The organism is Meiothermus sp., assembly GCF_026004075.1.
Classification (GTDB): domain Bacteria; phylum Deinococcota; class Deinococci; order Deinococcales; family Thermaceae; genus Meiothermus.
Genome location: NZ_BPIK01000001.1, coordinates 179,664 through 192,854 on the forward strand (window position 1 = coordinate 179,664; position 13,191 = coordinate 192,854).

The 13,191-nt window shown below is 65.1% G+C and carries 12 protein-coding genes; 6 read left to right on the plus strand and 6 right to left on the minus strand.

What is annotated here, in order from left to right; translation table 11 throughout:
• Nucleotides 1–2: 2 nt before the first annotated feature.
• The 5 genes from Q0X18_RS00880 to Q0X18_RS00900 all read left to right on the plus strand — a co-directional run bounded on the left by Q0X18_RS00880 (nucleotide 3) and on the right by Q0X18_RS00900 (nucleotide 4,726).
• The gene (locus Q0X18_RS00880; RefSeq protein ID WP_297557370.1) at nucleotides 3–971 is read left to right on the plus strand and encodes a S9 family peptidase; all 969 of its coding nucleotides are present in this window, start codon (nucleotides 3–5) and stop codon (nucleotides 969–971) included.
• A gap of 169 nt (nucleotides 972–1,140) precedes the next feature.
• Nucleotides 1,141–1,338 (plus strand): heavy-metal-associated domain-containing protein, encoded by a 198-nt coding sequence (locus Q0X18_RS00885; protein WP_297557372.1) that lies wholly within the window; start codon nucleotides 1,141–1,143, stop codon nucleotides 1,336–1,338.
• A gap of 1 nt (nucleotide 1,339) precedes the next feature.
• The gene (locus tag Q0X18_RS00890; RefSeq protein WP_297557374.1) at nucleotides 1,340–1,624 is read left to right on the plus strand and encodes a metal-sensitive transcriptional regulator; all 285 of its coding nucleotides are present in this window, start codon (nucleotides 1,340–1,342) and stop codon (nucleotides 1,622–1,624) included.
• Nucleotides 1,615–4,134 carry a heavy metal translocating P-type ATPase gene (locus Q0X18_RS00895; RefSeq protein ID WP_297562903.1) on the plus strand — a complete coding sequence of 840 codons (2,520 nt, stop codon included), beginning with the start codon at nucleotides 1,615–1,617 and terminating at the stop codon, nucleotides 4,132–4,134. Before Q0X18_RS00890 ends, Q0X18_RS00895 begins: the two co-directional genes overlap by 10 nt.
• A 10-nt stretch (nucleotides 4,135–4,144) precedes the next feature.
• A complete protein-coding gene (locus tag Q0X18_RS00900; protein ID WP_297557375.1) occupies nucleotides 4,145–4,726 on the plus strand; it encodes a DUF305 domain-containing protein in 582 nt (193 codons plus the stop codon).
• 241 nt (nucleotides 4,727–4,967) lie between these two features.
• Here the strand turns inward: Q0X18_RS00900 and Q0X18_RS00905 are convergent, their stop codons facing one another.
• The 5 genes from Q0X18_RS00905 to Q0X18_RS00925 form a co-directional block, all read right to left on the minus strand.
• Nucleotides 4,968–6,395 (minus strand): RtcB family protein, encoded by a 1,428-nt coding sequence (locus Q0X18_RS00905; RefSeq protein WP_297557377.1) that lies wholly within the window; start codon nucleotides 6,393–6,395, stop codon nucleotides 4,968–4,970.
• 11 nt (nucleotides 6,396–6,406) lie between these two features.
• A complete protein-coding gene (locus Q0X18_RS00910) occupies nucleotides 6,407–6,853 on the minus strand; it encodes an archease (protein ID WP_297557378.1) in 447 nt (148 codons plus the stop codon).
• A gap of 109 nt (nucleotides 6,854–6,962) precedes the next feature.
• Nucleotides 6,963–7,415 carry a low molecular weight protein-tyrosine-phosphatase gene (locus Q0X18_RS00915; RefSeq protein ID WP_297557380.1) on the minus strand — a complete coding sequence of 151 codons (453 nt, stop codon included), beginning with the start codon at nucleotides 7,413–7,415 and terminating at the stop codon, nucleotides 6,963–6,965.
• Complete coding sequence (locus tag Q0X18_RS00920; protein WP_297557381.1) at nucleotides 7,412–9,001, minus strand: alpha-amylase family glycosyl hydrolase; 1,590 nt, start codon at nucleotides 8,999–9,001, stop codon at nucleotides 7,412–7,414. The genes Q0X18_RS00915 and Q0X18_RS00920 overlap by 4 nt, the downstream gene beginning before the upstream one ends.
• Nucleotides 9,002–9,012: 11 nt before the next feature.
• Complete coding sequence (locus Q0X18_RS00925; RefSeq protein WP_297557383.1) at nucleotides 9,013–10,923, minus strand: alpha-amylase family protein; 1,911 nt, start codon at nucleotides 10,921–10,923, stop codon at nucleotides 9,013–9,015.
• A gap of 235 nt (nucleotides 10,924–11,158) precedes the next feature.
• On the opposite strand from Q0X18_RS00925, the gene Q0X18_RS00930 reads away from it, so the two are divergent.
• Nucleotides 11,159–12,739 (plus strand): hypothetical protein, encoded by a 1,581-nt coding sequence (locus Q0X18_RS00930; protein ID WP_297557384.1) that lies wholly within the window; start codon nucleotides 11,159–11,161, stop codon nucleotides 12,737–12,739.
• 197 nt (nucleotides 12,740–12,936) lie between these two features.
• Here the strand turns inward: Q0X18_RS00930 and Q0X18_RS00935 are convergent, their stop codons facing one another.
• Nucleotides 12,937–13,185, minus strand: a complete 249-nt coding sequence (locus Q0X18_RS00935) for a hypothetical protein (RefSeq protein WP_297557386.1) — start codon at nucleotides 13,183–13,185, stop codon at nucleotides 12,937–12,939.
• Nucleotides 13,186–13,191 lie beyond the last annotated feature (6 nt).

Consider the following 13,191-nt stretch of genomic DNA (forward strand, 5'->3'; position numbering starts at 1 on the left):
GTATGCCGCGGCCAACCATATTCTCCAGAACAACGCTGCTGGCGGCTTTGCTGGGTACGGCGCTGGCCCAGGGAGCGCTCGAGGCCCATCCCATGTCCATCGAGGCCCTGCGCCAGGGCAGTTATCCGGGCAGCGCCATCACCCTCGAGCAAACCCTGGCCCCCGGCGCCAACTACCGCCGCTATATTGCTTCATACCGTTCGGAGGGGCTGAAAATCTACGGCCTGCTCACCGTTCCCAACGGCACACGCCCCCGGGCGGGCTGGCCGGCCATCGTCTTCGTGCATGGCTATATTCCGCCGGCCCAGTACCGCACCACCGAGCGCTATGGGGCCTATGTGGATGCGCTGGCCCGGGCCGGCTATATCGTGTTCAAGATTGACCTGCGCGGGCACGGCAACTCCGAGGGCACCGCCAGCGGGGCCTACTGGTCGCCGGACTACACCATTGATACCCTCAACGCCTTCGCCTCGCTGCGCCGGTTTCCTCAGGCCAACCCCGAGCGCATCGGCATCTGGGGCCACTCCATGGGGGGCTACCTGGCCTTGCGGGCCATGGTGGTGGAGCCTCGCATCCGGGTGGGGGTGATCTGGGCGGGGGTGGTGGGCACCTACGAAGACCTGCTCTACCGCTGGCGGCGCAGCCCCCCGGCCCAGCTTCCGCCGGGGGCCATGCGGCGGCGTGAGCTGTTTCTGGCCCGCTACGGCTCGCCCGAGAGCAACCCCGGTTTCTGGGCCTCCATCACCGCCCACAACTACCTCGAGCGGGTCGGGCCCATCCAGCTTCACCACGGCCTGGCCGATACGGTGGTTCCGGTGAGCTTTTCCCAGCGCCTGGCCCAGCGCCTGCGGGCCGCCGGACGGCCCTACGAGCTTTTTACCTATCCCGGCAACGACCACAACCTGAGCCAGAGCTTCGGCCTGGCCATGCGGCGTTCGGTGGCCTATTTCGACCGCTATCTGAAGCGCTGAGTGGGGCTTGATTCGCCCGGACACAAGCGAGCCCCCCTACGCGGCAGGACTGACGTTCTGCAAGACCCAATCCCCTTGAATCCGCTCTGGCCCGCCTCGAGCAAAAAGTGACTTTTGTCCTTACCCCACCCCAGGGGGGGGTGGGTATACTGGCGCTGTGGAGGTAACCATGACCCAACTCAAGATTGAAGGCATGAGCTGCAACAACTGCGTGCGCCACGTGACCGAAGCCCTCAAAAAGGTGCCGGGGGTCGAGCAGGTGGAGGTCTCGCTGCAGGAGGGCCGGGCCACCGTAACCGGGACGGCGCCGGTGGATAAGCTGATCGAGGCGGTGCAGGAAGAGGGCTACACCGCTCGGGTGGCCTGAGATGACCCACGAACACACCCTGCACCTCGACCCTAAGGTGCGGCAGGAGGCCCGCAACCGGCTGCTCTCGGCCAAGGGGCACCTCGAGGGCATTCTCAAGATGCTCGAGGGTGAGCCTTACTGCGTAGACGTGCTCAAGCAGATTAAGGCCGTGCAGGGGGCCCTCGACAAGGTGGGGGAGATGGTGCTCAGAAGCCACCTCGAGCACCACGTAGCCAGCGCCGCTGTGCGGGGCGATACCCAGAGGATGGTAGAGGAACTGATGGAGGTGCTCAAATACCGCTAACCAAGGAGCTACAAATTGGCGTTCAGGGCATGACCTGCGCGGCCTGTGTCAACCGGGTGGAGCGCGGGCTGAAGAAGGTCGAGGGGGTCGAGGCGGCCTTGGTCAACCTAGCCAACGAACGCGCCCGGGTGGTCTACGACCCCGAGAAGACCACCCCCCAGGCTTTGCTGGAAAAGGTACGGGAAGCGGGCTATACCCCGGAGGTGGCCGAGGTTGAACTGGGCATTACCGGCATGACCTGCGCGGCCTGCGTGAACCGGGTCGAGCGGGCCCTGAAGCAGTTGGACGGGGTGCTCGAGGCCCACGTTAACCTGGCGACCGAGCGGGCTTTGGTGAGATACCTTCCGGCCAGCACCGGGGTGGCCCAGTTCAAGCGGGCCATCCGCGTGGCGGGCTACGGCGTGCTCGAGCTGGGGAGGGGCCAGGAGCGCGCCGACCTCGAACGCGAGGCCCGCGCCCGCGAGTTAGCCAGCCTGCGCCGGGCGCTGCTGGTTGCGGCGGTGTTTGCCCTGCCCCTCTTCCTGATCGCCATGCTGCCCATGCTCTTCCCGCCCGTCGAGGCCTGGTTGATGAACACCTTTGGGCACGGGGTGATGAGCGGCCTGAACTGGGTTATGCTGGCCCTGGCCACCCCCATTCAGTTTGGCCCTGGCCTGCGCTTTTACCGCCACGGCTGGAAAGCCCTGCGCTCGGGCTCGCCCGACATGAACAGCCTGGTGATGATTGGCACCAGCGCGGCCTACTTTTACAGCCTGGGGGTGGTGCTTTTTCCGGGCCTCTTCCCCCCGCAGGCCCGCCACGTCTACTTCGAGGCGGCGGGGGTGGTTATCACCCTGATTTTGCTGGGCAAGTACCTCGAGGCCATCGCCAAGGGCCGCACCTCCGAGGCCATGCGGCGGCTGCTCTCGCTGCAGGCCAAAACCGCCCGCATCGTGCAGGATGGCCTCGAGCGGGAAATCCCGGTGGACGAGGTACTGGTGGGCGACCTGGTGCAGGTCAGGCCCGGCGAGAAGATACCGGTGGACGGGGTGGTGGTCGCGGGGCAGAGCTATGTGGATGAGGCCATGATTACCGGCGAGCCCCTCCCGGTCTACAAAACCGAGGGGGCCCTGGTGGTGGGGGGGACGCTCAACCAGAATGGAAGCCTCACCTTCCGGGCTACGGCGGTGGGCGAGGGCACCGTGCTGGCCCAGATTATCCGGCTGGTGGAGAACGCCCAGGCTTCCAAGCCGGCCATCCAGAACCTGGCCGACCGGGTGGTGGCGGTCTTCGTGCCCATCGTGCTGGCCATCGCCGCCCTTACAGCGGGGGTGTGGCTGGTATTGGGTGGCGACAATGCCCTTACCTATGCCCTGGTCAACACCGTGGCGGTGCTGATTATCGCCTGCCCCTGCGCCATGGGCCTGGCCACCCCGGTGAGCATCATGGTGGGTACCGGCAAGGCCGCCGAGCTGGGGGTGCTTTTCCGCAAGGGCGAGGCCCTGCAGACGCTGCAGGAGGCCCGCGTCATCGCGCTCGACAAGACCGGAACCCTCACCCAGGGCAGGCCCGAACTCACCGACCTCGAGGTGCTGGAAGGCTTCGACGAAGCCGAGGTGCTGCGCCTGGTGGCCTCGGTCGAGCAGAAGTCCGAACATCCCCTGGCCCGCGCCATCGTGCGCGCCGCCCAGTCCAGGGGCCTCGAGCTGGCCGAGCCGGAAGACTTCGAGGCCTTCCCCGGCTTTGGGGTGAGGGGCCGGGTGGGCCTCTACCGGGTGGAGGTGGGGGCCGATCGCTACATGGCTCAACTGGGCCTCGAGGTGCACACCCTGGCGGCGCTGGCCCAGAAGCTGGCCGAAGCCGGTAAAAGCCCCCTCTACGCGGCCATCAATGGAAAACTGGCCGCCATCCTGGCCGTGGCCGACCCCCTCAAGCCCGGCAGCGCGGAGGCGGTGGCCGCCCTGCACCGCCTGGGTCTGCGGGTGGCCATGATTACCGGCGACCATACCCGCACCGCCCAGGCCATCGCCCGGCAGCTTGGCCTCGACGAGGTGCTGGCCGAAGTTCTGCCCCACGGCAAGGCCGAAGCGGTGCGGACGTTGCAGGCCAAGGGCCACAAGGTGGCCTTCGTGGGCGATGGCATCAACGATGCGCCCGCGCTGGCCCAGGCCGATGTGGGTATCGCCATCGGCACCGGCACCGACGTAGCCATCGAGACTGCCGACGTAATTTTGATCTCGGGCGATTTGCGCGGCGTGCCCAATGCCCTGGCGCTCTCGAGGGCCACCCTCAGGAACATCCAGCTCAACCTGTTCTGGGCTTTTGCCTACAACGTGCTCCTGATTCCGGTGGCCGCCGGGGCCCTGTACCCTCTCACGGGCTGGCTCCTTTCGCCGGTGCTGGCCGGGGCGGCCATGGGCCTCTCCTCGCTGTTTGTGCTGTCCAACGCGCTGCGCCTGCGCGCTTTCAGGCCGCCCTTTGGGCCGGGTGAACAAACCACAATGGGAAAGCTGGTACGTGAGCTTTCGTAGGGAGGAAACTATGCAGAAAATGTTGGGAATGCTCTTGGCAATGCTCCTGGGATGGAGCCTGGCCCAGACCGACCACGCCGGGCACGGCGGTATGACCATGCAGGCCATGGCCGAGCTGCAAAAGCTCCAGGGGCGTGACTTCGACATCGCCTATATGTCCATGATGATTGACCACCACAAGGGTGCGGTGGAGATGGCCCAGGCCATCCTGAAGGTTTCCAAAGACGCCCGCATCCGCAAAGCCGCTCAGGAAATTATCGCGGTGCAGAACAAGGAAATTACCCAACTTACCGGCTGGCTTAGAAGCTGGTACGGCGTAGCCCCCAGCCAGCGCTACATGGCGATGATGCGCGCGGACATGCAGGCCATGATGGACACCGCCCTGATGGGTATGATGCCGGGGCACGGCAGCTCCCCCGACCGGGCTTTTTTGGAGGGCATGATTCCCCACCACCAGGATGCCGTGGAGATGTCCAGGCTGTGCTTGCAAAAGGCGGCCAGGGCCGAACTCAAACGCTTCTGCCAGGGCGTCATTACCGTCCAGAGCCGCGAGATTGAGCAGTACCGGCAGTGGTTGAAAAACCTGCCGTAACCCGAGAGCTTTTCTTCAACTATACCGGGCCTATAAAGCTAGGCTCGGTACTTCACTTTGGGTTGAACCAGAGGATTTTATGCGCATTCCGGCAGTATCGTTCCCTTTATGAACGCCTAAACGACACTGCCGGAATGTACTCTTACTCCCTTCGGTCGGCTCGAACTCTTCACCCTCGATTACAGCCAAAGATGAAGGGTTCAAGCGGAACCGGTAAAAGCCTGCTCTGTCCAAAGGATTCTTACCCTTTGATGCAAATAAGCGGCTCGAGCCTCGCCACCTTGCGCGAGAGGCCGGCGGCGTGGGCAGCGTCTACCACCGCCGAGACGTCCTTGTAGGCGCCGGGGGCTTCCTCGGCCACCCCGCGGGGCGAGGGGCTGCGCACGATGATGCCCCGCTGGGCCAGCTCGCGGACGACCTCCTTCCCGTGCCACTGCTTGAGGGCCTGGTGGCGGCTCAGGGCCCGTCCGGCCCCGTGGCAGGACGAGCTGAGCGACCGGGCCTCGCCCTCCTGGGTACCCACCAGGATGTACGAAGCGGTGCCCATGGTTCCGCCAATCAGCACCGGCTGCCCGACGGCCCGGTAGGCCTCGGGGAGGGCCGGGTGGCCGGGGCCAAGGGCCCGCGTGGCCCCTTTGCGGTGCACGTACAACCGCTCCGGCTTGCCGTGAATGAGGTGCGTCTCGAGCTTGGCGGTGTTGTGGGAGACATCGTAAATCAGGCGCAGGTCGGCCTGGGGTAGCAGGTAGGCGAAGGCCTCGCGGGCCAGGTGGGTCAGAATCTGCCGGTTGGCCAGGGCGCAGTTGATGGCGGCCCGCATGGCCCCCAGGTAGGCCTGACCCTCCTCGGACTGGATGGGGGCGCAGGCCAGCTCGAGGTCGCGCAGCTCGAGGCCGTACTTATGGGCGGCCTCGATCATCCGCTTGCTGTAGTCGGTGGCCACCTGGTGGCCCAGCCCCCTCGAGCCGCTGTGAATGCTCACCAGCACATCGCCCACCGCCACCCCAAAGACCTGGGCCACCGCGGGGTCGTACACCTCGGTTACCTGCTGCACCTCGAGGTAGTGATTGCCGGAGCCCAGGGTGCCCATCTCGTCGGCCTGCCGCCGCTTGGCCTGCTCGGAGACCCGTTCGGACTGGGCCCCCTCCATGCGGCCATGTTCCTCGATGTATTCCAGATCCTCGGGCCTTCCGTAGCCCTTTGCTACGGCCCAGGCGGCCCCACCTTGCAGCATCTCGTCGAGCTCGGCGGCCTCGAGGTGAATTTTGCCCACGCTGCCGACCCCCGCCGGCACGTGGCGGAAGAGCCCCTGGGCCAGATTTTCCTTGATGGGCTCGATGTCTGCAACGGTCAGGCCAGTGTGCAGCGTCCGCACCCCGCAGGAGATGTCGAAGCCCACCCCACCCGCCGAGACCACGCCGTCCTCTTCGCGGAAAGCCGCCACCCCCCCAATGGGAAAGCCATAGCCCCAGTGGGCGTCGGGCATGGCATAGGCGGCCTGCACGATGCCGGGCAGGCCGGCCACGTTGGCGATCTGCTCCAGCACCTTGTTGTCCATCTCGCGCAGCAGGGCTTCGCTGGCATACAGGATGCCGGGAACCCGCATGGGGGGGGTGGCCTCGAGCCACCACTCAAACTCGGATTTTTGAACCAGGCGGGATATATCCATAGGGGCCTCCTTCAAACGTCTACCACACACTGCACCACCCATTCGCCCGTGGGGTTTTGCCGAACCTCGAGCTCGCAGTAGGTAGCCCCCTTGACCTCCACGGCGGGCTGGTGCCGCGCGGGGTCCACCGGCTCCCCCCAGGCCAGGGCGTGCAGACTCAGGGCGCCCCCCAGGTCAGGCGGGCTTATGTGCACCTCGAACTGGCTGAAAAGCATCCGCCGGATCGCCATCTCGTAGACCAGTTGATTGAGAAAGTCCACCAGCAAGAGTGAGGCCCGGGGGGCTTCGCACTCGATCTCGATGGGCTGGGCAGGCCGTACCAGGGCGGGGTTGGTCACAACAGCGGTGAGGGCCAGGCCCGCCTGTTCAAAGGCTTCATCCAGGGTCGGGCCGATGCCCCGCACCCCAATATCGGCCTGGTGGTAAAAGTGCTCCCAGCGCCCCTGTGCTCTGGTCATACCACCCCCTTAGCCAAGGGGTAACGCATGACTGTTACCAGGTCATTACCAAAAACCAGTCCGCCAGGCCAGGCGCTGGGGGATTGCTAGGTTTTTCCCGAGAGCCGCTCTAGGTTGCCAGGTGGGTTTGCAGGAAGACCTCGAGCGCCTCCTCGAGCATCTCGTACACCGCTTCAAAATCCTGGGGCCCGCCGTAGTAAGGGTCGGGTACCTCGCCCCCGCCGTTCAAGTCCAAAAGCAGCCGGGCCTTGCCCCGGTGGGCGGGAAACATGCGCTCGAGGGTGCGCAGGTTTTCCCTGTCCATCACAAAGATGTGGTCGAAGTAGCGCAGGTCTTCGGCGCGAATCTGGCGGGCCACATGGGGAAAATGGGCGTTGTACTTGCTCAGCACGGCCTGGGTGCGGGGGTCGGCGGGCTCGCCCGCGTGCCAGCCGCCCGTACCGCAGGAGTCCACCTCGAACTGCCCCTCCAGCCCCCGCTCGCGCAGCTTGCGCCGGAAGATGCCCTCGGCCATGGGGCTGCGGCAGATGTTGCCCATGCAAACAAACAGCACGCGGGTCATAGCTTTACAATCAGGCCTTCGTTGGGCCGCAGCTCGAGCACCCCTTCCACCTTTCCGTAGCGATCCAGATGGGTCGAAAGCAAAATTTCCCCGCCGGGTGTCGAAAGGGTTTTGGGCTCCTGGGTAAAGTTCAACGCCACCAGCACCTCACCCCCGCGCAGGTAGGCGAACACCCCCGCGGGGGCCTTATAGGTCTGGTAGGCCCCGTGCAGGAGGGCCGGCGTTTCCCTGCGTACTACCAGCAGGGTGCGCACCAGGGTCAGCATCGAGAAGGGGTCGGCGTCCTGGGCTTCCACGTTGCGCTCGGGGTAGTCCGGGTTGATGGGGAGCCAGGGCTCGCGGGTGCTGAAGCCGGCATAGGCGTGGGGGGTCCACTGCATGGGGGTGCGCTCGGGGTCGCGGCCGGGGTCGAGGCCGTGTTCGCCGGAGGCCCCGCGCTGGCGCAGGGCCGCGGGGTCCTGCACTTTTTCGGGGGGAATCTGCCCGTCCACCATGCCAATCTCGTCGCCGTAGTACCAGGTGGGCGAGCCTCGCAGGGTAAAGAGCAGCATGGCCGCGACCCGCGCCTGCTCGTGCCCAATGCGGGTGGCCAGGCGGTGCTGGTCGTGGTTGCCCAGCACCCAGTTGGGGGTGGCAAACGGGGGCAGGCTGGCCTCGTACTCCTCCACGATGCTGCGGATGTTCTCGGCCGTCCAGTTGTTCAGGCCCCTGAAAATCAGGTGGAAGTTGAAGGGCAGGTGGCAGCCGGGCCGCTCCGGGGTGCCGTAGTAGGGTATAAGCTGTTCGTAGGGCAGGTAAATTTCCCCCACCATCACCCGGTCGCCCGGATACTCGTCCAGCACGGCGCGCATCTCCTGCACGATCTCGCGGGTCTCGGGCTGGTCTTCCTGGTAGATGTGGATATGGCGGAAGCGGTCGATGTCGCCGGGCTTGTACTGGGGGTTGTCGGGCTCGTCGCGGAACAGGGCATCCTCCACCAGCAGCCAGATCACGTCAATGCGGAAGCCATCCACCCCCTTGTCCAGCCAGAAGCGCATTACCTCGTACATGGCCTGGCGTACCTCGGGGTTGCGCCAGTTGAGGTCGGGCTGCTCGGGCAGGAACTGGTGCAGGTAGTACTGGCCGGTTTTTTCGTCCAGCGTCCAGGAGGGGCCGCCGAAGTAGGCCTGCCAGTTGTTGGGGGGGCCTCCGTCCGGGGCGGGGTCGCGCCAGACATACCAGTCGCGTTTGGGGTTGTCGCGGCTGCTCCTGGACTCCAAAAACCAGGGGTGCTGGTCGGAGGTGTGGTTGGGCACAAAGTCGATGAGCACCTTGAGGCCCAGTCGGTGGGCTTCGGCCAGGAGTTCATCAAAGTCTTTGAGCGTGCCGAAGATGGGGTCTACATCGCAGTAGTCGGCCACGTCGTAGCCGAAGTCCTTCATGGGCGACTTGTAAAAGGGCGAGAGCCAGATGCCGTCGAAGCCCAGGTCGCGGATGTAGGGGAGGCGCTTACGGATGCCCGGCAGGTCGCCAATTCCGTCGCCGTTGGAATCCTGAAAGCTGCGGGGGTAAATCTGATAGATGCTTGCGGTTTTCCACCATTCCATAACGCGCTCCTTTATACCGGGTGCTGGGTCAGCCATAGCCGGGCATAGGGCCCCAGATAGGCCGGGGCCGGGGCCTGGGTGATCTGGTCGAAGGGCTGCACGATGCCTTCCTGCCAGAGGGCCTCGAAGGGGAAGGGCTGATCCTGCTCGCTGAAGTTATACACCTGCACCAGCCGGCCCTGGGGGTGTTCGCGCCTGAGCAGAAGCAGGTGGGGGTTGGGCTGCCAGAGGGCCTGGGTGGGGAAGGCTGCGTGCATCTGAGGGGTGCGGGCTCGAGCCTGCAAGAGCCCTTTGATGCCGTGGAAAATCCGGTGCTCCACGGTGCCTTCCTGGTGGCGCTTCTGGGCTTTGGCCCAGTCCATTCTGGGCCGGTGCAGCCAGCGGTTGTCGTCCTGGTGGGCGGGCTCCTGGGCGTAGCCGTAGTCGTTGAGCATCCCCAGTTCGTCGCCCATGTAGATGAGCGGGATGCCCTCCCCATAGCCGATAAAGACCGCGTGAGCCAGCAGAATGCGCTCGACGGCCAGGTTGATCAGGCGGGGATTCCCGGACTCGAGCGCGGCCTCCAGCCCGGCCAGGCTGGCCGCACTGCCCGAGGTGCGCCGGTCGCCGGTGGCGGGGTTCTCCTGGAAGTGCAGGCCTCGAGCAAACGAGCCCGGAAACTCGCCCTTGTAGAAGTCCGATAAAAAACGCCGGTGGGCCGGGCCGCTCAGGCCCACTGCGGCGGCGTCGGTGTCGGAGATGGCCCAGCCGATGTCGTCGTGGCAGCGCAGGTAGGTGGCCCAGGCGGTGCTGGGGGGCTTTTGCGGAAAGCGCCGGAGGGCCTGGGTGAAAAGCCGGGTGTCGCGGCTGGCCAGGCTGCTCCAGATCTGCACCATCAGGGTGTTGTGGTAGGCCAGCTCGCTCACCTTGCCGTAGTGCTTCCCGCTGCCCAGGTAGGCGATCAGGTCTTCCGGGGCCACGATGGCCTCGGCCTTGAAGGCCACCGCCGGGGCGGCCATGCGCACCGCGGCCCGCAGGGCCTGGGTGAGGGCGTGCACCTCGGGCTGGTTCTGGCAGTGGGTGCCCAGGCGCTTCCAGGTAAAGGCGATGGCGTCGAGCCGGAAGACCTCCACCCCTTTGTTGGCGAGCCACAGAATCAGGTCGAGGTACTCCAGAAACACCTCGGGGTTGCTCCAGTTCACGTCCCACTGCCAGCGGTTGAAGGTCGTCCAGACCCAGCCCTTCAGCTCCTCGTCCCAGGTGAAGTTGCCGGGGGCGAAGTCGGGGAAGACCTCGGGCAGGGTGCGCTCGAAAGCGTCGGGGAGGGTGCGGTCGGGGTAGATGTAGAAGTAATTGCGGTACCTGGGGTCGCCACGCCGGGCGGCCTGGGCCCAGGGGTGCTCGCGGGCCACGTGGTTGAGCACCAGATCCAGGCAAAGGCTGATGCCTTCGTGGCGGAGCTGGGTGCAGAGGGCCTCGAGGTCGTCCATGCTGCCCAGGTCGGGGCGTACCTGCCGGTAGTCGGCCACCGCGTAGCCGCCGTCGTTCTCGCCCTCGCGCGGAAGCAGCAAAGGCATCAGGTGCAGGTAGCGGATGCCCAGCTCCTTCAGGTAGCCGATGTGCTGTCCAACACCCTTTAGCGTGCCCGCGAACCGGTCGGCGTAGGCGATGTAGCCGTGCATATGGGGTTGCTGAAACCAGTCCGGGGTGTGGATGCGCTCGAGATCCAAAGCCAGCAGTTCGGGAGAGCGCTCGGCCAGGTTCCGCCCAATCACCCGTGCCGCTCGCTCGGCCACAGCGGGGGCCTGGGGGTAGACCGCTTGCAAACCGGCCATCAGGTCGGGGAGGTGGCGGCGTACCCGGGCCTGCAGATCGGCGGCCTGGTAGGCACCCAGTGTGCCCATCTGGCCGGTAATGCCTTCAAAAAAAAGGGCCTCGTCCATGCGCCCTGTATTCTACGCAATCTTTGGGCAGGCCTGCCCCAACCGGTTTGGCCCTGGTGCGGCTTAATCTTGTAACGCTCCAGAAGCCCATTTGTGAGTTCGGTTAGGGCTTTCTGAGCCCGTTGAGCTGCCGACCTTAAGCTGTGGTTAATCCAGAAAAGTAACGGTCAAAAATCCTTGTACGTTGGTGGCTAAGGGTTGTTCATAGCTCGAGCAAGGCACAGGAGGAAGACCGATGCGACAAATCAAGAAGCTTTTTCTGCTGGGCGGCCTGGGCCTGCTGCTGGGGGCTTGTGGGGGGGAGTATACCGACAACCCCACCCCCGATAGTTCCAACGGCCCCTTCCTGGCCGAGCCCCTTACCCAGCACCCCACCAACCAGCCCCTTACGCTGCTTAGCCGGTACCTGGTGGTAAGCGAAGACAATGGGCGTTTGCGGGCCAGCTACGGCGGGCTGCGCTACTGGCCACGCCAGGCCGACAAAAACCGCAACCCCAACAACCCCAGCCAGCCCTCGGGGCCGCGCTTTACCCAGTATGCCGGTTGGGACATCCTGGACACGCCCGGCTCGAGCGCCTCGCGGGCCGACTGGCTGCGCCTGAGCCTGACCCGCCCCGCCACGGTGGTGGTGGCCTGGGAAAACTCGGCGCTGTGGCTGGCAGGCTGGCAGAAAGGGGAGACCACCACCGCCGATGGCAAGAAGTTCAACACCTACACCCGCACCTTCCGGGCCGGTGAGATCACCCTGGGCTCCCCTGAGGGCAAGGGTGAGTACTGGGTGCTGCTGGCCGAAGGCAACGGGCAGCCCTCAGCGGAACCGGCCCTGCCCAGCGGCATCACCGAACGCCCCGTGCCCAACACCACCTGCCCTTCCTGGCTCGACAACCTCTGGCAGGCCAGGGGGCCGGATGGGCGCAACTACCCGAGCTGGCACCCCCAGATTGACCCGGTCTACTGGTGCTACTACCGCCACGACCACAACGCCGACCCCGGCCTGATTGGCTACCAGGCCCCCTTCCTCTACACCGCGCAGTACACCAACAACCAGCCCGAGCGGGCCGAGGGGTTCAAGGGCTTCGCCATCCGCGACGGCGAAATTGGCTGGTACATCAACATCCACTCCGAGACCAGCACCGACCAGCGGGTCTGCGCCCGCTTCCACACCGTGGTGGTGGTGGCTACCCGCTGGCGTACCGGCGAGAAGCTGGCTGAGCTCAACTACAAGGGCGATTTTGGGGCCTCGAGGCAGAACCAGGGCGACAACCCCTTCTTCGCCAACACCTGCACCGACCCCCGCACCGGCCAGCAGGTCACCCAGGAGCAGATCGGCCAGCAACTGCAAAGCAGCACCCGGGCCTCCAAGCGCATCCGCATCGCCGCCAACAACTCGGGCTACGAGCAGTGGGATGGGGGCCTGGTCAAGGCTTTAGGCATGGAGTTTAGCGGCCCCGGTATGGGCATTGACATCCAGAACCCGGCCACCGCCTGCAACGCGCTCCACTGCACCGACCTGGTCACCAATAACTCCTCCAGCACCCGCCGCACGCTGCAAATCATGAACCTGCGGCTGCGCTACAAGCCCGAACTCGACCCCGACGGCGACGGCTACTTCGAGACCAACCTGTACGGCGATGGGCCTTACATCGCCGGCGACCGCAACTCGGGGACTGGCCCACTCAAGCAGTACATCAAACCTGGAACCGACCTGCGCCTGGACGGCTTCTTCACCACCGAGGACGCCTGGCGTGGGCTGTATGTGCGAAACGGCAGCATCCAGGATGTCGAACTCGAGGGCGCGCTGGGCACGGTGAACTAAAAATGCCCATCACCAACCGGCGAGGCACCGCCTCGCCGGTGGCTTTTGGGGGCGTGCTGTTATACGCATTTCGGCAGTATCGTTCACTTTGACAAGCCTAAACGATACTACCGAAATGCTTTTCTACTCCCTTCGGTCGGCTTGAATCCTTCACCTCTGACTGCGTCCAACGCTGAAGGATTCAAGCGGAAATGGTATTACGGCATATTCCACTGGATGGTGATGCTGCGCTGGGACTGGCTGTTGCACCCGTTGCTGGTGCAGGCGATGCCGTAGATGTAGAAAAAGGGCTTCTTTTCCATCGGATCTACACTGCGGTCGGTTACGGCAAAAGTGGCGGTCTGGGTGTTGGCGCTGCTTCGCACGGCGTTTTGTTCTACGGGGGTGACCTCGAGGCCCCCTGTGTTGCTCTGGTATCTCAAAAAAACCCGCGTCAGGGGGTGCATCTCTAA

What these genes read in the sequence shown, in the direction of transcription:
- Q0X18_RS00880 (WP_297557370.1), top strand. Translation starts at nt 3, where the DNA reads ATGCCGCGGCCAACCATATTCTCCAGAACAACGCTGCTGGCGGCTTTG.
- Q0X18_RS00885 (WP_297557372.1), top strand. Translation starts at nt 1,141, where the DNA reads ATGACCCAACTCAAGATTGAAGGCATGAGCTGCAACAACTGCGTGCGC.
- Q0X18_RS00890 (WP_297557374.1), top strand. Translation starts at nt 1,340, where the DNA reads ATGACCCACGAACACACCCTGCACCTCGACCCTAAGGTGCGGCAGGAG.
- Q0X18_RS00900 (WP_297557375.1), top strand. Translation starts at nt 4,145, where the DNA reads ATGCAGAAAATGTTGGGAATGCTCTTGGCAATGCTCCTGGGATGGAGC.
- Q0X18_RS00905 (WP_297557377.1), bottom strand. Translation starts at nt 6,395, where the DNA reads ATGGATATATCCCGCCTGGTTCAAAAATCCGAGTTTGAGTGGTGGCTC.
- Q0X18_RS00910 (WP_297557378.1), bottom strand. Translation starts at nt 6,853, where the DNA reads ATGACCAGAGCACAGGGGCGCTGGGAGCACTTTTACCACCAGGCCGAT.
- Q0X18_RS00915 (WP_297557380.1), bottom strand. Translation starts at nt 7,415, where the DNA reads ATGACCCGCGTGCTGTTTGTTTGCATGGGCAACATCTGCCGCAGCCCC.
- Q0X18_RS00920 (WP_297557381.1), bottom strand. Translation starts at nt 9,001, where the DNA reads ATGGAATGGTGGAAAACCGCAAGCATCTATCAGATTTACCCCCGCAGC.
- Q0X18_RS00925 (WP_297557383.1), bottom strand. Translation starts at nt 10,923, where the DNA reads ATGGACGAGGCCCTTTTTTTTGAAGGCATTACCGGCCAGATGGGCACA.
- Q0X18_RS00930 (WP_297557384.1), top strand. Translation starts at nt 11,159, where the DNA reads ATGCGACAAATCAAGAAGCTTTTTCTGCTGGGCGGCCTGGGCCTGCTG.
- Q0X18_RS00935 (WP_297557386.1), bottom strand. Translation starts at nt 13,185, where the DNA reads ATGCACCCCCTGACGCGGGTTTTTTTGAGATACCAGAGCAACACAGGG.